Source organism: Pseudoalteromonas lipolytica, assembly GCF_900116435.1.
Classification (GTDB): Bacteria; Pseudomonadota; Gammaproteobacteria; order Enterobacterales; family Alteromonadaceae; genus Pseudoalteromonas; species Pseudoalteromonas lipolytica.
In genome coordinates this window covers 1-17,180 of sequence record NZ_FPAZ01000005.1, presented here as the reverse complement: position 1 = coordinate 17,180, position 17,180 = coordinate 1, and the positions used below count along the sequence as shown (strand labels likewise).

Annotated in this window: 18 protein-coding genes and 1 other RNA gene; 11 read left to right on the top strand and 8 right to left on the bottom strand. The window is 42.8% G+C overall.

The annotated features are described in order from the left end of the window. Positions 1-12: 12 nt before the first annotated feature. Positions 13-471, bottom strand: coding sequence for a division/cell wall cluster transcriptional repressor MraZ (gene mraZ, locus BM378_RS05950; RefSeq protein ID WP_065978167.1), 459 nt, complete (start codon positions 469-471; stop codon positions 13-15). A 470-nt stretch (positions 472-941) separates the two neighbouring features. Between mraZ and BM378_RS05945 the strand changes: the two genes are divergently transcribed. The 4 genes from BM378_RS05945 to BM378_RS05930 all read left to right on the top strand — a co-directional run bounded on the left by BM378_RS05945 (position 942) and on the right by BM378_RS05930 (position 2,657). Then, entirely contained in the window at positions 942-1,280 is a 339-nt protein-coding gene (locus BM378_RS05945; RefSeq protein ID WP_074988822.1) for a DUF883 domain-containing protein, read from the top strand. A gap of 5 nt (positions 1,281-1,285) precedes the next feature. Then, the gene (locus tag BM378_RS05940) at positions 1,286-1,732 is read left to right on the top strand and encodes a hypothetical protein (RefSeq protein ID WP_065978169.1); all 447 of its coding nucleotides are present in this window, start codon (positions 1,286-1,288) and stop codon (positions 1,730-1,732) included. Then, a complete protein-coding gene (locus tag BM378_RS05935; RefSeq protein WP_036971221.1) occupies positions 1,732-1,989 on the top strand; it encodes a hypothetical protein in 258 nt (85 codons plus the stop codon). The genes BM378_RS05940 and BM378_RS05935 overlap by 1 nt, the downstream gene beginning before the upstream one ends. Positions 1,990-2,081: 92 nt before the next feature. Beyond that, a complete protein-coding gene (locus BM378_RS05930; RefSeq protein ID WP_074988821.1) occupies positions 2,082-2,657 on the top strand; it encodes an AAA family ATPase in 576 nt (191 codons plus the stop codon). Between the two features lie 28 nt (positions 2,658-2,685). Here the strand turns inward: BM378_RS05930 and BM378_RS05925 are convergent, their stop codons facing one another. The 3 genes from BM378_RS05925 to BM378_RS05915 all read right to left on the bottom strand — a co-directional run bounded on the left by BM378_RS05925 (position 2,686) and on the right by BM378_RS05915 (position 5,566). Further along, complete coding sequence (locus tag BM378_RS05925) at positions 2,686-3,663, bottom strand: glutathione S-transferase family protein (protein WP_074988820.1); 978 nt, start codon at positions 3,661-3,663, stop codon at positions 2,686-2,688. Between the two features lie 9 nt (positions 3,664-3,672). Further along, complete coding sequence (locus BM378_RS05920) at positions 3,673-4,515, bottom strand: pirin family protein (protein ID WP_036971229.1); 843 nt, start codon at positions 4,513-4,515, stop codon at positions 3,673-3,675. An 82-nt stretch (positions 4,516-4,597) separates the two neighbouring features. After that, positions 4,598-5,566, bottom strand: coding sequence for a YihY/virulence factor BrkB family protein (locus BM378_RS05915; protein ID WP_036971231.1), 969 nt, complete (start codon positions 5,564-5,566; stop codon positions 4,598-4,600). A 122-nt stretch (positions 5,567-5,688) separates the two neighbouring features. Between BM378_RS05915 and BM378_RS05910 the strand changes: the two genes are divergently transcribed. Together BM378_RS05910 and BM378_RS05905 are read left to right on the top strand one after the other, a co-directional pair. Further along, a complete protein-coding gene (locus BM378_RS05910) occupies positions 5,689-6,762 on the top strand; it encodes a mechanosensitive ion channel family protein (protein WP_074988819.1) in 1,074 nt (357 codons plus the stop codon). A gap of 182 nt (positions 6,763-6,944) precedes the next feature. Continuing rightward, entirely contained in the window at positions 6,945-8,405 is a 1,461-nt protein-coding gene (locus tag BM378_RS05905; RefSeq protein WP_074988818.1) for a Gfo/Idh/MocA family protein, read from the top strand. Positions 8,406-8,730: 325 nt separating this feature from the next. Here BM378_RS05905 and BM378_RS05900 read toward each other — a convergent pair whose 3' ends face one another. From BM378_RS05900 to rsmI, 4 genes are all read right to left on the bottom strand, one after another. Beyond that, on the bottom strand, positions 8,731-11,415 hold the full coding sequence (locus tag BM378_RS05900; protein ID WP_036971238.1) for a M14 family metallopeptidase: 2,685 nt from the start codon (positions 11,413-11,415) through the stop codon (positions 8,731-8,733). Between the two features lie 171 nt (positions 11,416-11,586). Further along, complete coding sequence (locus BM378_RS05895) at positions 11,587-11,829, bottom strand: HP1242/YdcH family protein (protein ID WP_036971241.1); 243 nt, start codon at positions 11,827-11,829, stop codon at positions 11,587-11,589. Positions 11,830-12,014: 185 nt separating this feature from the next. Beyond that, positions 12,015-12,380: RNase P RNA component class A (gene rnpB / locus BM378_RS05890), an RNA gene on the bottom strand. 42 nt (positions 12,381-12,422) lie between these two features. After that, on the bottom strand, positions 12,423-13,280 hold the full coding sequence (gene rsmI, locus BM378_RS05885) for a 16S rRNA (cytidine(1402)-2'-O)-methyltransferase (RefSeq protein WP_036971244.1): 858 nt from the start codon (positions 13,278-13,280) through the stop codon (positions 12,423-12,425). A gap of 61 nt (positions 13,281-13,341) precedes the next feature. Here rsmI and BM378_RS05880 point away from each other — a divergent pair, with 61 nt between their 5' ends. The 5 genes from BM378_RS05880 to BM378_RS05860 form a co-directional block, all read left to right on the top strand. Then, a complete protein-coding gene (locus BM378_RS05880) occupies positions 13,342-15,219 on the top strand; it encodes a penicillin-binding protein activator (RefSeq protein ID WP_065978175.1) in 1,878 nt (625 codons plus the stop codon). Between the two features lie 25 nt (positions 15,220-15,244). Next, positions 15,245-15,616, top strand: a complete 372-nt coding sequence (locus tag BM378_RS05875) for a YraN family protein (RefSeq protein WP_036971250.1) — start codon at positions 15,245-15,247, stop codon at positions 15,614-15,616. Positions 15,617-15,647: 31 nt separating this feature from the next. Next, positions 15,648-16,235, top strand: a complete 588-nt coding sequence (locus tag BM378_RS05870) for an SIS domain-containing protein (protein ID WP_036971252.1) — start codon at positions 15,648-15,650, stop codon at positions 16,233-16,235. Beyond that, positions 16,235-16,801 carry a division/outer membrane stress-associated lipid-binding lipoprotein gene (gene dolP / locus BM378_RS05865; protein ID WP_036971254.1) on the top strand — a complete coding sequence of 189 codons (567 nt, stop codon included), beginning with the start codon at positions 16,235-16,237 and terminating at the stop codon, positions 16,799-16,801. Before BM378_RS05870 ends, dolP begins: the two co-directional genes overlap by 1 nt. Before the next feature lie 136 nt (positions 16,802-16,937). Further along, positions 16,938-17,180 (top strand): transposase domain-containing protein (locus BM378_RS05860; RefSeq protein ID WP_218158192.1); only part of this gene is annotated, 243 nt, incomplete at its 3' end.

Sequence of the window (17,180 nt, the reverse complement as noted above, 5' to 3'; positions counted from 1 at the left end):
TTTTATTTGTGGTTAGAGTGAGAAATTATCGAATTCGGGATTCGCCTCAAAATCGCCTAGGCGTTCTATCTCAGTATCTTGGCGCATTTGTTCATGCCAACGATCTTCATCCCAAATCTCAAACTTATTCATCAAGCCAACCAACATGATTTTTTTTCCAAGTTCAGCATGTGCACGTAAAGACGGTGCAAGCAAAATTCGGCCATTTTTATCGAGTTGATACTCTGTAGCGTTACCAAGCAACATGCGTTGCATTCGGCGTGCACGTGGATTCATATTAGAAATTTTTAATAACCGCGCTTCAATTTCAAGCCACTCAGCCAACGGATATAACCACAAACAAGGCTCATTAAGTGCTACGGTGCAAATAACGGTGCCCTGATCTTCAGACAAGATCGCATCTCGGTACTTAGTCGGTACCGCAAAGCGTCCTTTATCATCCAAACTCAGAGAGCTCGCACCCCGAAACATAGCTTGCCTTAAAATTAGGTTGTAAATCGTTAACGATTATTACTGATCCAATTTGATCCACTAAAAACCACTTTTTACCACAGTGCTCCAGTTTAGGGCTTGACAAGCTATTTTGTCAAGTAAGCAGATCATCATAACTTGCTTGTAAAGCCAGAAAAAATAAGGCTTCAAGCAAAGCTACTGAATTACGTGGGAAAAAGTGGGAAACAAAGAAAAAAATCTTTTTTGCGGTTTTCTTGGCAAGCTATTGGGTAAAAATGGCTAATGAATGACCAATGAATAATTACAAATTAGTAGAATAAAATCGAATTCGGTAATTTTTACGCAATAACCCTGCAATAGTTACGGGTAATACCGACTTACATGAGCCATTAATTCCATAACAATCTGATATTAAATAATATTATTTATTGGTACGAAGGTTGCGACAGTGTACTTACCAATTTAATGGCAATTTTTAAGGAATGATTATGACTACCGCAACAAACAAATCGAATTCAAGCACCACAAGCAGTGCAGATACGAAAGCGGCTCAAGTAGAGGCGCCATTTACTGAAAAAGCAACCGAAGCAGCGCATCATGCCGTTGATGCTCTATCATCACGTGCAGCAAGCGCTGAACACAGTGTTCGAGAGGGAGCTACTAATTCGGCAAAAACATTGTCTGAAAAACAAGCGGTTGCGCGTGAAAAAATAAATGAATACAGCGGCAAAACACGTCAACTAGCATCTGAAAACCCATTAGCGACAGCGGGTATTGCATTTGCAGCAGGTATGCTAGTGAGCGCACTAATCCGTCGTAATAAGTAACGATTATGCCGCACTCTCACCCTACTGATGAGAAAACGCAAGAAACCACTGATCAGCAACTCCATGCTGATCAGTGGCAAGATCATCTTGCCAAACTCACTGACTACACTAAACAGCTTTACGTTGATTACCGTCAACAAATGGGGATCTGCAAAGATTTAGCTGCTGCTGAATGGCGTTTGTCAATGCGTTCACTGGCACTCACCATAATATTGATCGTCTGTTTTGCTGGGGGATTGGTGTTACTTTGGGCTGGACTATTAGCATCCATCGGTCTTGCTATATTTAGTCTAAGTGAATCAATTTGGCTGTCAGCGGTATCGCTGTTTACCATGCAAATACTTTGCTTAATTTGGCTGTGGAAAAATATTGGTTATATCAGCAGCAAAATTGGCTTTGATAAAACCATAACAAGTATTCGACAGTTACTAAACCTCAATAAGGAAAAATGATGTTTATTGATTACTTCATAAAAAAACCGCAGAAAAAGGTTAATAACTTAAGCCAGCAAATGGATTTACTCGATGAATTGAAACGCCAACATCACCAAGCATTTAATTATCGCTTAAAGCGATTCGCCGTTACTAAAGTCGGGCTTGCGAGTGCCTTTTCGGCGGGTGTAGGTTATGGGGCTTTAAAAAATGATGATCATCAGCATGGAAAACTCAAACAACTCAGTCAGTTTAGCTGGCTGTTACGACTGTTGTGATCTTTATCACAAAAAATACGCTTTTTACTTCTCATTTGTTAGTCTTTTCTTTACCGTGTAAATAAGTTTTGCGTGTTAACAGGATAACCTAATTGAAAAAACGGATTGTATTAACCGGTGGCCCCGGTGGCGGTAAAACAACAGCAATCGACTTATTACGACGCGAGTTCTCGAAACAAATTGTGGTAGTGCCTGAATCGGCAACCATGTTATTTGGCGGCGGAATAGAACGGGGTAATGCCCCTCACCTTGTAAAAGCTCACCAGCAAGCTATCTTCAGCTTACAGAAACACCTTGAACATATTCAACGTACTATGCACCCTGATCGTTTAATGCTGTGCGATCGTGGTAGCTTAGATGGTCTCGCATATTGGCCAGGTGATCAGGCGGAGTTTTTTCAATGCTTAGGGACCGATCTTCACACTGAACTTAATCAATATGATGCTGTGATTTTTTTTGAAACCGCGGCCAAGTCAGGGCAAAGTATCCACAGTAACAACCCTGTTCGTAACGAGTCTGACCAGCAAGCAATTTTGCTAGATGATAAATTACAAGCAGTATGGTCGCAGCACCCGCATTTTAACCTCGTAAAAAGCGCTGAGTCGTTTATTCAAAAAGTCATGTTTGGTATCGACACTATTCGCGACGTAATGAAAGGGTATCAGTAGCAGCTCACATGAGCTGCTACTCTGAGTACTATAATTGGCCACGATTGTGCGCTCGGCCATAGTCTATATCGGGTCCTTTTGGCACCACTTGCGTCGGATTTATCATCGTATGGCTGAAGTAATAGTGACGTTTTATGTGGTAAAAATCGACCGTCTCACTCACCTTTTCAATTTGGTATAACTCGCGTAAATAATGACTAATTGCAGGGTAACTTTCGATGGTGCGTAAATTACATTTAAAATGACCCACATAAACACTGTCAAAGCGAATTAAGGTCGTGAATAAACGCCAATCAGCCTCTGTGAGTGTGTCGCCCACTAAGTAGCGATTATGAGTCAAACGCTGTTCAATTTTATCAAGAGCGGCAAACAAATCATCAAACGCTTCGGTGTACGCTTCTTGCGTTGTTGCAAAGCCTGCACGGTACACACCGTTATTGATATTGTGATAAACAAACTCGTTTATTTCATCAATTTCAGTACGTAGCGCTGCAGGGTAAAAATCGCGTTCATTGTTAGTAAGTTCATTGAATGCACTATTAAACATCCGAATAATCTCTGCAGACTCATTACTGACAATGCGCTGGGTCTGTTTATCCCAAAGTACAGGTACCGTCACTCTGCCAGAATAATCAGCTTTGTTACGTGTATAAATTTGATGCATGTAGTCGCTATCAAATAAAGCATCACCTGTGCTGTGATTATCTTTATCGAATGTCCACCCATGCTCTAGCATGTCAGGACTCACAACCGAGACACTAATGTAGTCTTCAAGGCCTTTTAAATGGCGAAAAATCAGCGTGCGATGAGCCCATGGGCACGCTAATGAAACATACAAGTGATACCGACCTTTCTCAGCCTTGAATCCCCCATCGCCACTTGCCCCTTTGCTACCATCAGCCGTTACCCAGTTACGCAACTGCGCTGATTCACGCTTAAATTCACCTTGGTTGTTGTCTGTGTCGTACCATTTATCTTGCCACTGGCCGTTTACAAGTAATCCCACGATAACCTCCTAGAGTGTGCCAAATTTACCTTGTTGATAATCTCGTACAGCCTGATGTAACTCTGCTTGCGTCGTCATAACAAAAGGTCCCATATGAGCAATCGGCTGCTTTAGTGGTTCGCCCGCAAGCACCAAGACACCCGCCCCCGTTTGCGAATTAAATTCAATGTCACTGCCAGGCTCTAAAATTAACAAGCTCCCCGCTTTAACAGGCCCTCCCTGTTCAGTGTTAATTTCTCCCGTGTGTATATACAACATGACTTTAGTTTGCTTAAGAGGCGCGTGTTTAAATTCAGTGCCGGCAGGCAAAGTCACATCAGCTAACATGCCATTAGCGGCTAAATCTTGTAAGCTTGAAACCTGCTCTTCACTGGCAAACTGCCAACTACCTGCAAGCGCTTTTAACTCAACCCCTTGATCATTACGAGTCACCGGTGCGGGGGCTTCTGTTGTATCTTGGTAACGCGGTGCTCTGAGCTTTTCTGCACTTGGCATATTTAACCAGATTTGGAATCCATGCATGCCTTCTTTTGCATCTGCTAACGGCATTTCACTGTGGATCACACCAAAGCCAGTACTCATCCATTGCACATCTCCTGCACGAATCGCTTTTTTGTTACCCATTTGATCTTGGTGCTCAAACCCTCCTTTAATAATATAAGTGAAGGTTTCAATGCCACGATGAGGGTGTGCAGGAAAGCCCCCCATAAAATCACTGTGATCGTCAGACTTAAGCTCATCGATCATTAAAAATGGATCTAAGTATTTTCCATCAAAGCCTGGGATACGGCTAATATTGACACCATCACCATCTTGAGTGGCATGGCTATTTAATTGTTGAATCACTTTCATAACGTTACTCCCGTAAATTATATGAAATGATTGTAGACGCCAATTTAACTAACAACCATGCGTAAAATTAGCGCCAATCGTTCTATTCAGAAGAATGTTTAGTCTGCTGTGTCATCAATGTATCTGCTACAGTTGCTCCGCGCTCTCCGACTTCTTTTTCGGGGCCGACAGTACTATCAATGACCGTTTGCTGTTCAGCACTGGCATTAATTGCCGCCCCAAAAATAATGATATAAGCACTGATATAAAGCCACATCAGCATAATAACCACGCCCCCTAAAGAGCCATAGGTTTCGTTATAACGTGCAAATTGCGAGACATAAAATGAAAAACCAACCGATGCCCCGATCCATAATACAGTCGCGAGCATTGAACCCGGTGTGATCCAACGCCACTTAGCGGGGTTTCGATGAGGTGCGTAGCGGTATAAAAATGCCAATGCACCGTTAAAAATGATTGCCAGCAGCGGCCAAGTTATCAGCGTGATCATTAAATCTATTAACTCTGTTAGGCCAACCAGATTAAGCACAATAGGTAAAATACCAATAATTAATAACGCCACGAGAGCGACGATTATAGCGCCCAACGAAAATAAAAAACGGACCAGTAACGCCACAAAAAATTGCCGTTTGTTATGCTGATGGTATGTAATATTACAGGCCGTGATCAGCGCTTGGCAGCCCTTACTGCTACTCCAGACTGTTAACAATAAAGTGCCTATAGCACTCATACTCAAGACTTTTTGCGATTGCTGCGTCACTTCACTCACTTGCAGTAAAATAATATCGCGACTACTGGCAGGTAAAATTGCAATCACTTTAGATAATTGCTCATGAATGTCCGTTGGTGAAGCAAAGTAGGCATAAATAGACACAATGGCAGCCAGTGCAGGAAAGATTGCTAGCAGTGCATAAAATGCGACACCTGCCGCAACAAACGATAAATTATCTTGTGATAAATTATGATATACCCGTTTGCTTATATCCCACCAACCTCGTAATGGGATTTCCAGCGGCGAGCGAGCCTGAAAACCGCGATTGCCCTGAGACATATTCTTCCTCACTTTCTACTTAGCTTAAGGTGTCGTTGCAAACTACTTGCCACTAATAATGGCGCCTAACTTGCATTGAGCTACGCTTATAACTGCCCGGCTATAATCCATGGAGTGGTGCAATGAATTTTTATTTATATCTTACTAATCAAGTAACTAATTTAATCACACCCATACTATCAACCACGACATCGACGCCAATTGAAAGCCTTACGTGGTACGATTTAAATTTACAAGTTACGCAGTTTTTACACACTGCTTGGCAAATGTTACCGGCTCTCACACTCGGTATTGTCGCCATTATTATTTGCTACTTACTGGCTCGCCCTTTGTCATATGTACTGATTAAACCACTGGGCTTTGTGAGTGAAAGTAAGCTTTTACATGTCGTTACACGGCGCTTTTTTAGCATCGTTATTATTTTGTTTGGGGTGTACTTATTTTTACGTCTTGCAGGGCTGACCAGTTTTGCCATCGCTATCATGAGTGGTACAGGATTGGTGGGCTTGATCCTTGGCTTCGCATTTCGTGATATCGCCGAGAACTTTATCTCGAGTATGCTACTAAGCGTACAGCGACCGTTTCGGATTGACGATGTTATAGAAGTAGATGGCCGCTTAGGGGTAGTAAAAAAAGTCACAGCTCGCGCCACTACTTTGGTGGATTTTGATGGTAATCATATTCAAATACCGAATGCTACCGTCTATAAAAATGTCATTAAAAACCTTACTGCGAACCCCAAAATGCGCGGCCATTTTACAGTAGGCATTGGCTACGATAATGACATTCGCTATGCTCAGCAATTAGCCATGCAAGTCGTAAGTCAAAACCCTGCCGTTATTAATGATCCCCCCAGTCAGGTTCTCATTGAATCGCTTGGATCTGCCACGCTTAATTTAACCATTTATTTTTGGGTAAACAGCAGTGAACATAGCACGGTTAAAGTAGCATCTCAGCTAATGCGAATGTTAGTAAACACCTATTTAGCAGAAAAAATTAGTATGCCAGATGATGCTCGCGAACGAATTATTTTAAATACCGATGCCGAGCACACCAGTCATCACACCACTTTGCCCCCACAAACATCAAACACTCTCGACGACCATAGCTTGGATGATATAAGTAGTGATGCAGATGATATTCGTGAACAAGCCGATCAATCTCGCGATCCTGAGCAAGGCAGTAATATTATTTAATATTTATCCTGTAAATTAAATACATCTATTAAATCAAGATTGAACTGTGTTAGCTGTATGTATTATTGCGGACATGCAGCAATTTTGATTACCTGTTAACTTTTGTAATTGTCTTTCAATTAAGATAAAAAGAAACAACTGAAACCCACTATTAAAATAATCTCAGTGATTTAGGTATCGTTATGACAATAGATAGACGACGTTTTTTAAAATCTGCCGCAGCTATTACCGCCGCGACAGTCGTGACTGGCTGTGCGAAAAGCCAACAAGGTGATAATCAAAGCACACCACTTGCGTCACAAGGTAAAAGCGTAATGGGCTTAGCTGTGCCTGCGATGGATGTGGTACGTGTTGGTTTTATTGGCGTTGGTCAACGTGGTAGCGGCCATGTAAAACACCTTTGCCACATTGAAGGTGTTGAAATTAAAGCTATCTGTGACACAGATCAGCTCATGCTCGAGAAATCAATTAACTATGTTGTTGAAAAAGGCTTACCTAAACCAACTGCTTACACGGGTTCTGATAAAGCTTATTTAGACATGCTGGCTCGCAATGACATCGACATCGTGATCATTTCAACACCTTGGCGTTGGCACACACCAATGAGTGTTGAAACCATGGAAAGTGGTAAACATGCCTTTGTTGAAGTACCCGCAGCAACCACTATGGAAGAGTGCTGGCAACTAGTAAACACTGCTGAGCGCACTCAAAAGAACTGCATGATGATGGAAAACGTTAACTACGGCCGTGACGAGTTAATGGTTCTAAACATGGTTCGTAAAGGCGTATTTGGCGAGTTACTGCATGGTGAAGCCGCTTATATTCATGACCTGCGTTGGCAAATGAAAGAAATTGACCGCAGTACCGGCTCGTGGCGTACTTACTGGCATACAAAAGTAAACGGTAACTTATACCCCACTCATGGCTTAGGCCCCGTTTCTCAATATATGAACATCAACCGGGGTGATCGCTTTGATTTCGTAACATCAGTCAGCTCACCTGCACTTGGCCGTGCAGCCTACGCAGAACGTGAATTTCCTGCAGGCCACGAACGTCGTTCACTGAAATTTACTGCTGGCGACATGAACACCAGCATTATTAAAACAGTGAAAGGCCGAAGCATTATGGTTCAGCACGACACCACAAGCCCACGCCCGTACAGCCGCCATAACCTAATTCAAGGTACTAATGGGACATTTGCAGGTTTTCCTAACCGCATTGCCCTAGAAGATGTACCACCAGCCATTGCAAAAATCTACCAGCAGCAATATGAAGCTGAAGTAGCAGCATGGGAAAGTGCGGGCTCACAAGGCCGTAAACCACATATGCAAAATTTCCATCGCTGGGATCACGATATGGAAAAATGGCGTGCAGAGTTTGATCATCCATTATGGCAACGTATGGGTGAAGAAGCCGTTCGCAACGGTGGTCACGGCGGCATGGATTTCATAATGTTATGGCGCATGATTTACTGCTTGCGTAACAATGAACCACTGGATCAAGATGTTTACGATGCTGCAGCCTGGTCATCTATCTTTCCACAAAGTATGGCATCGGTTGCAGACAGAAGTAACAGCAAAACGATACCAGACTTTACCCGTGGCGCTTGGCAAACAGGTAAGCCACTCGGGATTGTGTCTTAACACTTCCTCTCCATGGAACACTAAAAAGCCCGCCCTTTGCCCTGCGGGCTTTTTTATTTTAGATGTTGAGAGAAGCTTTAAACACGAAAAAGCCCGCAACTTGGCCTAATGCAGATCAGTTAAGGAAAAACCAATAAAATAAAGGGTTACAGCGATGATTTATAAAAATCTTACTGTAGCCCTTTTGCTATATGGTCTTTAGCTAATTTTATCCCCACCTGCTTTAAGCAGCTTTAACTGAATAATATTCACATATTTATTCAAAAAACTGCTTAACTGACTGGCATTACGCAACTTGGCCGGGCATTTCGATTTGTTCTAAACCTTACTGAGCATGAGCTGCAGCACGGAAAATCGTGTTAGTGAGCAATACATTCATGCCTTCAAGGTAGGCGCGATACGTCGGTGATTGTGTAAAGCCTATCACCATGCCTTTACCTAGTGGTTGATGAACAAGGAGCGGCTTGTAAGCTAGCTGAGCTTTGTTTTGCTGCCACAAATAACCACTCGCCAGTACATCGTCTTTACCTGTGAACCACGCTAAGTTTTTGCCTGAGTTAAGTTTAATTGGCGTGTAAATATCATTACCGTAAGCCACCGCCACTAAATTTTTATCGACGCCTGCGGTTAACCAATGCTCTTGGTCTACTTCAACATTAGCAAGTACACCGGCTACATAGTCTGGCGAGGTGTGTGGTTCGATGCTCGCTGCTTTTAAATCATCACGAGAAGCGAATAACTGCCCTGCCACTTTACTGCTTTTATCATCGCTGCTGTCGGCTTTTTCTTCTCGGTAGGCTTGCTCGCGCTTAACATCTAATAAGCCGTAATCAGCATGGGTGGTAAAGCGGTTTGCATTACCGAGTGCAATCAACACGCCACCAGCTTCAACCCAACTTTTTAAATTAGCCGCGCCCGATTTACCTAATGCTTGCTCGTAATTACCTTCCGGTAAAATCAACACTTGGTAATCACTTAAATCAGCCCATGCAAGCATTGGTGTACGAATAGCCGTTACCGGATAGCCGAGCTGTCTTTCTATAACAAAACGGGTGTTACCAGCGCTTAGCTCACTGGTAGGTACATCCCATGCAATCGCCACTTTTGGCGCCACCATTGGTACTGTTTTATTACTACCAAAGCTGGGGCCATCAATTACCCAGCTTGAATCAACACCATCGACTATTGCACCTGTTTGCTCTGCAATTTGACTAATTTTAGTCAGTAAGTCTTTATCGTTTAAGCGCTTTTCAATCACTAAACTGCCCGCTGGGTAGTTAGTTTTATCACCTAATACAAATGCTTGGTCAGCACTTTTAAGCTTAACGCCTGCTTGCAGCGCTGCGGTTAAAAAGCGTGCAGCGGCCGTGTCGCCCCAAGCAACAATATAAGCCACTGAGGCTTCTGGGTTATTCACTTTACCAATCAGTGTGTCGTTAGCCTGAACCACTTTACTGTCAGCGCTCACAGCCTTACTACAGCTATCGCTATCAACATTAAACATCATTGGCAGCGACCAGCCTGTGACATCATAAATTTCGTCGCCTAGGTTACGAGCACGGCGTCTTTCTTGTTCTTTTACAAAGGCTTCAGCCATATCAACTTGGTCTGTAAATGTGGTACGAACAAATACACCACGCGGCTGCGCTGTATCAATAAAGTAGCTACCCGCTTTATATTTAACACCGCATGCTTTGAAATCTTCATTTGCTTGTTGAACTTCTACGCCGTGTTCAGCCATTAACGTAGCAAGTTTATGCGTTCCTTCACGGTTACTTTGGTTCGGTAAAATATACACACGTTCTTTACTCTTCTTACCTGAATCAATTGCATCAACTTGATATTGGTAAAAGTCATTAAGTAGCTTCTCACGTTGATTAGCTGCACCTTCGGCGGTAGAAATTGATGCCACAAACTGACGCTTCACTGTATTAAAATAAGTGAGAAGTTCACCAGTGTTTTTTTCAAAAACATGGCCGCGAGCAGAGCCTACTTCGTAGGTTGATGCTGACGCACCATAAAATACAGGCCAACTATCACCGTACCCAGGATAAAAAGCATCAAAAATTTCGCGGGTAAAATAATCAAAGCCAAACTCATCAAAATATTTAGCATGATTTTGGCCAATGGCATCCATATTGGCTATTTGCGTTTTTGTCATATGGGGATTGAATGGCTGAGCAGCCGGCGCAAAATAATATGATTGATCGCCGCCCATTTCATGAATATCAACCACCACTTGAGGTTTATATTTATTAATTGCAGCTACTCTACCCTTTGTTTCAGGCTGAGTAAGTGCTAACCAATCACGATTCATATCGAACAGATAATGATTAACTCGACCTCGAGGCCAAGGCTCATTATGCTCTGCACTTAAACGGTCTGCGCTGTGCTCTAATCCGACAGTGGCATAATAGCGAGAAACAAAGCGCTCACGGCCATCAGGGTTTTGTAGGGGATCAATAAATACAACGGTATTCTCTAATATTTTACTGTTAATGGTATCGTTCGGTGCCGCTAATAAATGGTAAGCGGTGAACAGTGCCGCATCGGTCGAGCTAATTTCATTACCGTGTACTGCATACTGCAGCCACACTGAAGTGGGTAAGTTTTTGATGAGTGACTTTGCATCTTTCGCAGATGTACTTCGCGGGTCTGCCAGCGATTGCGTGTTTTTTGCAAGGGTTTCTAATGAGCGAATATGCTCAGCGGTGCCAACAACCGCATAAACAAGCTCACGACCTTCCCAGCTGTTTGCATACTTAAAAACTTTAATACGCTCAGGAGCGGCTTGCTCAAGGGCTGTTAAATAACGACGCATATCGTTGTAATTAGTAATGCGCTCACCTACATCATAACCAAGAACCTGCTTAAATGTAGGTATATCCGTGTTGTAAACCGTGCCTGGCCACATAGTCTCTGTATTGTTGATACTTGCTGCGGCACTCAGGCTGACAGACATAGCCATAATACACAGTGAGACGGCTTTGATTGCTCCCTTCGCAAACATATAAATTCCACCCATTTAAAAAATCTGAATAAACAGTTACTAACATATAAAACTATTGAAAATAAGGGAATTAAAAGCGTTAGAAAGGTATAAATTAGGGTTAACTGGGAAATAACACCCCTTGTCAGCGAGAGTCATAAGAGCAAGGGGCATTAGGTGTCATTTTCTGTTTTATGCTTTCGCTTTTAAGAAATCATAAAGTTCGTCTTTCAGCGCAGCTCTTTGGTGTTTCTTTTCATGCATTTCACTGTCATCAATCGGAGAACTATTAAGCTCAAGCTCTCTAATTTCTTTATCCATGTCATCGTATCGTTGCATGGTATTTTTAAAATGGGCATCGCTTTTGGCAAGGTTGTGGATTAATTCATTAAACTCTGGGAATTCATTCAATAACGAGTGTTTTTCGCCTAGCATGGGCAGCTCCTTTGGCTAGAATTAAAGTTCAAATTCACTGTATCATTCTGTGAAACAGAGTCAACGTAGCAACCTTGTTCAAGATCAATAATGATGGCGATTAGGGAATGATTATACTTGGTTAAAAATTGCTTGTGATTTAGAAAGCAAAAAGCCCACAGTTTTCACTGTGGGCTTTCATTAATTTGGTGAGTCAGCCAGTAAGCCGGGTTCTGTCGTGGATAATCATTCGTCTAGGCCATAAATCGCTCTATGGCTCAAGCAACCTACCCGGTTCTCACGTGGGCCACGCGTTCATTATTTAAAATGATAGAACCCTATTTGGTCTTGCTCCGGGTGGAGTTTACCTTGCAACCAACTGTTACCAGTGGCCCGGTGCGCTCTTACCGCACCCTTTCACCCTTACCAACCGAAGTTGGCGGTCTCCTCTCTGCTGCACTTGTCGTAGGCTCGCGCCCCCCAGCCGTTAGCTGGCACCCTGCCCTGTGGAGCCCGGACTTTCCTCCCCCTGCGCATTTTCGTTGCAGGCAGCGATTATCTCGGCTGACTCGGCGCGCAGTATACCTGAGCATGCAGCCGAGTGCAGTAAAGAATTAGTCTTTTTCGTCAATAATTGCTTTATAAAGCGCGTTTTTCTTTAAACCGAAATACTCTGCAACCACGCCACAGGCTTTTTTAAGTGGCATTTCGGCTTCGAGTAAGCCAAGCATACGGCGGGCATCTTCTGGGATATCATCGCTTTGCTTCGCTTTACCCGGCAGCATTAATACTATTTCGCCGCGCTGCTTTGTTGGATCATTCGTTAAAAACTGCTTTAGCTCAGCAACGCTGCCATTGAAAAAAGTTTCGAATGTTTTGGTCAATTCTTTGGCAAATACCACCGGTTGGTCTGAGCCTAATGCGGCTTCTAAATCATCAAGGCTTGCCATGATGCGGTGGGTACTTTCGTACATAATGCTCGTGATACCTGAATTAACAGCCTCAATAAAAAAAGTTTGTCTGGCTTTACTTTTTGCAGGTGTAAAACCGATAAACTGAAAGCGGTCGGTCGGCAAACCAGAACAACACACTGCCGTAATGGCTGCACATGCACCAGGTACTGGTGTAACATGTGCACCTTGCTCACGACACAAGTTTACCACGGCATAACCCGGGTCACTGATCAGTGGCGTGCCCGCATCTGAAACCAACGCGATATTCATTCCTTGCTCTAGCCAATCGACGATTTGCTGGGCTTTTTGTTTTTCATTGTGATCATGCAAAGCAAAGGTTTTTGCTTTGATATTAAAGTGGCTTAGCAACTTTCCTGTGTGACGAGTATCTTCAGCGGCTATTAAGTCAACCTCAGATAGGGTTTGTATGGCACGCTGGCTGATGTCATCAAAGTTGCCAATTGGTGTGGCTACAATGTAAAGAGTGCCGATTTTATCTGAATTCTCCTCATTTAACATTGAGGTCTCCTGCGTCAGTCAGTAATATAAGCAAATCGCGTTAACGTATTGGGAAATCATTGTGCGACTTAAACTTGTTAGTCTATTAATTGTATTGTCGGGGTTATCGGCTTGTAGCACAACCGAAAAACCATCAAATACGGCAGAAAATCAGTCGGGGCAAGCAAACACAGCCCTATCACAACTAACCGATGCGCAATCAATGTACCAAGCAGCGTTAAATCGCCAAGGTGCCGATAAAATTCAATTACTTTATACCGCTCGCGATGCAGCAATTACTGAGCAGCGCTGGTCATTGCTTGAAACAATCTGTTTTGAGCTCGAGAGCACACCAAGCGTAGATCAAATTCAAAACAAGCTTTACATTGCTTTAGCACAAGAGAAACAAGGTAAAAGTGATCGCGCATTAGAGCAACTACAGTTGCTCGAATCACAACTCACCTTGCCAGAGCATAAAGCATGGCATCAATATTTAACGGCTCGCGTTTATGCATCACAAGGCATGCCTAAACAAGCAATGCCTTATTACTTTGCAGCATCAACCATTAGCAACGAAAATAATTTCACGGTTGCTGATTTAAATAAAGACTTATGGGCAAGCCTTACTCAACTATCTTCTTATGCGCTTGAGCGCTTTAATCGCGGCTCGGTGGTACAACAAGGTTGGGTTAATCTGGCGCTTTATCACCAAGTGTATTTAGGGGCGCCGGTTGAATTACATCAAGCGATGAATAACTGGATGCGACGCTATCCAGGTCACCCTGCAGCAGAGATTTTACCTAAGAAAGTCACTGAGCTTGTGCAAGTTGAGCCTCTTAATGTCAATCGTTTAGCGGTGCTTATTCCACTATCAGGCGCTAACGAACGCTTAGGCGACGCATTAAAAGCGGGTGTACTTGCCGCACTTGATACTCATCCACTTGAACAAACACTGTTTATTGATGAATCACTTTCTGCCGCTGAAATCAGCTTAAAACTCAGTGAATTTAAAGCTGACTTTGTGATTGGCCCATTGCTTAAAAGTAATATTGAAAAGCTAAGCACAGCACAAACGCTGATTGATTACCCTGTTATGCATCTTAATAGTTTTGAGGGTGAGCGTATCTCACAGCAGCATTTTTTCTTTGCATTAAGCCCTGAACACGAAATACAACAAGCATTAGAGCGCTTTTTAACCGCTGGTTACCAAAAGCCAATGCTACTTGCTCCAAACAACAGTAACGGCCAGCGCCTCGTTGAGTACTTTAACCAACAATGGCAACGTTACAGTGAAGTGAAACCACAAGTTGGTTTTTACGCAGGTAAAGATGACATGCCAAAAACTATCACGGGCTTGTTAGAAGTGGACCAAAGTAAAGAGCGGATCCAAGTGGTTAAGTCGCTCTTTAAGCAAGAAGTCGAAAGTGAAACTCGCTCGCGTAGCGATATTGATGTTATTTATATTTTAGGTGATGCAACTGAAACTCGCCTCATCAAACCGTACTTAGATGTTAATGTAAGTACTTTCGCAGATCGTATTCCGCTATACGCAAGCTCTAAAAGCCATAGCAAACAAATAGACAGTACCGATAAAGGTGATCTAGAAGGGCTGTATTTTACTGAACTACCTTGGATGCTTGACGGTCAGATAAAGCAGCATAACTTGCGTCAGCAATACGAACGCTTATGGCCTGAAAATACAGATATAAGTCAGCGCTTATTTGCCATGGCATATGATGCAACCAGCCTATTAGGTGATGTTAAGCAACTAAGTATGATTCAAGGAAAACGTTTTGCTGGCATCAGTGGCGAATTAAGTATTGAAACGAATGGGTATGTTACCCGTACGTTAGATTGGGCGCAGTACAAAAACAAACAAATCATTGCCGTTGAATTAGCAACAGAGCAACCGATTCCGTTATTTATGCAATCGGCAACAGGGATTAATTCGGCTGATTAAGTAACGACAGCACAAGGATGAAAGCATGTCGTGGTTTAAACAATTGTGGCACAATAGCCGCGAAAAAGGCCTGTACTATGAACAACAGGCTGAGCAGTATTTAAAGCAATATGGCCTAACAGCCATTGGGCGTAATTATTTATGCCAATATGGTGAGCTTGATCTCATTATGCGCGAAGGGCAAACCTTGGTGTTTGTTGAAGTGAAATTTAGAAAAAACAAACTTCGCGGTGGTGCAAATTACGCGCTCAGTAAGCAAAAACAGCAACGGCTTAGACGAACGATCGCCCATTACCTTGCTGAAAAAAAATTATCAAATCAGGCTATGCGAATTGATTATGTTGCCATAACAGGTGAACTAAATAGCGAAATAAACTGGTTTAAAAATGTGTACTAACGCCGCTTGGCGTCGGCTTAATTGGTAGGTTATGCAAGATACAATAAAAAAGATTTTCACCGAGAATATTCAAGTTCAAATTGCGGCTGGCGAGGTGCTCCCAAGCGCCCTTGAATCAGCGGCATTTACCATTGCACAAAGCCTTATCAATGGTAATAAATTGTTATGCTGTGGTACCGCGAGTTGCCATATGCTTGCACAACATATGGCTGGTTTATTAATTAACTTTTACGAAACTGAGCGTCCGTGTCTACCTGCAGTAGCCTTGGCACAGGAGCAAGTTAACTTAGGTCCCAACAACAATATTGATGATCACGAAACCTTTGCAAGGCAAATCCGTGCTTTCGCACAACAAGGTGACTTACTGCTAGCTATCGCCGTCAATGGTAATGAAAAGCAAATAATTTCTGCCGTAGAAGCGGCGTTAACTCGCGATATGAAAGTGATTGTGTTAGTAGGTGACGATGGGGGTGAATTAGTTGGCTTGCTTGGCCCTAACGATGTTGAAATCCGCGTGCCATCAAAACGCCCTAGCCGCATTGTTGAATCTCATTTAGTGAACTTGCACTGCCTGAGCGAGCTTATCGATTTAACCTTATTCCCACAGGAAGAAAATTAATGTTTAAACAGTCTCTTATTGTACTTGGTACCATTTTATTGCTGCAAGGCTGTGCAGCTGCAGTTGTTGCTGGTACCGCAGGTGCTGTCACTGCGGCCAATGACCGTCGTACTATTGGCTCGCAAATTGACGATAATAATATCGAAATAAAAAGCTCTATCGCACTGAGTGAAAACGAGCGCATACATAAATACGCGAATGTGAATGTTGTGAGCGTTAATGGCATTGTGCTGATGATCGGCCAAGTCGCCAACCAAGAAATGAAAGACGAAGCGCAACGAGCAATCGAAGGTGTTGACGGTATTCGTAAAATTCATAATCAAATTCGCATCAGCTCAAATATAGGCATGAGTACGCAAACTCACGATTCGTGGTTAACCTCAAAAGTTAAAACGCAGCTTATTACCGCAGAGAACATCAGTGCCAATAACATTAAAGTTGTCACAGAGAATGGCGAGGTATTTTTAATGGGCTTAGTGAGCGATACAGAGGCTAATTTAGCGGTTGATGTTGCCCGTAACATCTCAGGTGTAGAGCGTGTCATTAAGGTGTTTGAGTATTTATAGTTAATCACTCAATATTCATTAATAAAAAACCCGCATTTAAGCGTAATGCAGATCAGTTAAGCATATTTTTATGATCACTTGACTGATCTTTTCATAGCTTCACAATCCGATATTAGAAATAGTATCGGATTTTTTTATGTCTCTAATTCAACACTTCGATGATATGTCCTCCTTTTTAGATGATGTACATACACTCGACAAACTTAAGCAGGTTCTTGACCCAGATATTCTTGAACAAGCATTTGAACATGCGGGAGTTGCCACTGTTCGCAGAAGGCGGTTACCGCTAGAAGCTATTATGTGGTCTGTAATTGGAATGAGTTTATTCCGAAACGAAACTGTGTGGGATATTGCTAACAGACTCGACATATCCTTGCCT

Bases quoted from the DNA above. Each gene is read 5' to 3' on its own strand.
- mraZ (WP_065978167.1), bottom strand. From the start codon at position 471: ATGTTTCGGGGTGCGAGCTCTCTGAGTTTGGATGATAAAGGACGCTTT.
- BM378_RS05945 (WP_074988822.1), top strand. From the start codon at position 942: ATGACTACCGCAACAAACAAATCGAATTCAAGCACCACAAGCAGTGCA.
- BM378_RS05940 (WP_065978169.1), top strand. From the start codon at position 1,286: ATGCCGCACTCTCACCCTACTGATGAGAAAACGCAAGAAACCACTGAT.
- BM378_RS05935 (WP_036971221.1), top strand. From the start codon at position 1,732: ATGTTTATTGATTACTTCATAAAAAAACCGCAGAAAAAGGTTAATAAC.
- BM378_RS05920 (WP_036971229.1), bottom strand. From the start codon at position 4,515: ATGAAAGTGATTCAACAATTAAATAGCCATGCCACTCAAGATGGTGAT.
- BM378_RS05915 (WP_036971231.1), bottom strand. From the start codon at position 5,566: ATGTCTCAGGGCAATCGCGGTTTTCAGGCTCGCTCGCCGCTGGAAATC.
- BM378_RS05910 (WP_074988819.1), top strand. From the start codon at position 5,689: ATGAATTTTTATTTATATCTTACTAATCAAGTAACTAATTTAATCACA.
- BM378_RS05905 (WP_074988818.1), top strand. From the start codon at position 6,945: ATGACAATAGATAGACGACGTTTTTTAAAATCTGCCGCAGCTATTACC.
- BM378_RS05900 (WP_036971238.1), bottom strand. From the start codon at position 11,415: ATGTTTGCGAAGGGAGCAATCAAAGCCGTCTCACTGTGTATTATGGCT.
- BM378_RS05895 (WP_036971241.1), bottom strand. From the start codon at position 11,829: ATGCTAGGCGAAAAACACTCGTTATTGAATGAATTCCCAGAGTTTAAT.
- rsmI (WP_036971244.1), bottom strand. From the start codon at position 13,280: ATGTTAAATGAGGAGAATTCAGATAAAATCGGCACTCTTTACATTGTA.
- BM378_RS05875 (WP_036971250.1), top strand. From the start codon at position 15,245: ATGTCGTGGTTTAAACAATTGTGGCACAATAGCCGCGAAAAAGGCCTG.
- BM378_RS05870 (WP_036971252.1), top strand. From the start codon at position 15,648: ATGCAAGATACAATAAAAAAGATTTTCACCGAGAATATTCAAGTTCAA.
- dolP (WP_036971254.1), top strand. From the start codon at position 16,235: ATGTTTAAACAGTCTCTTATTGTACTTGGTACCATTTTATTGCTGCAA.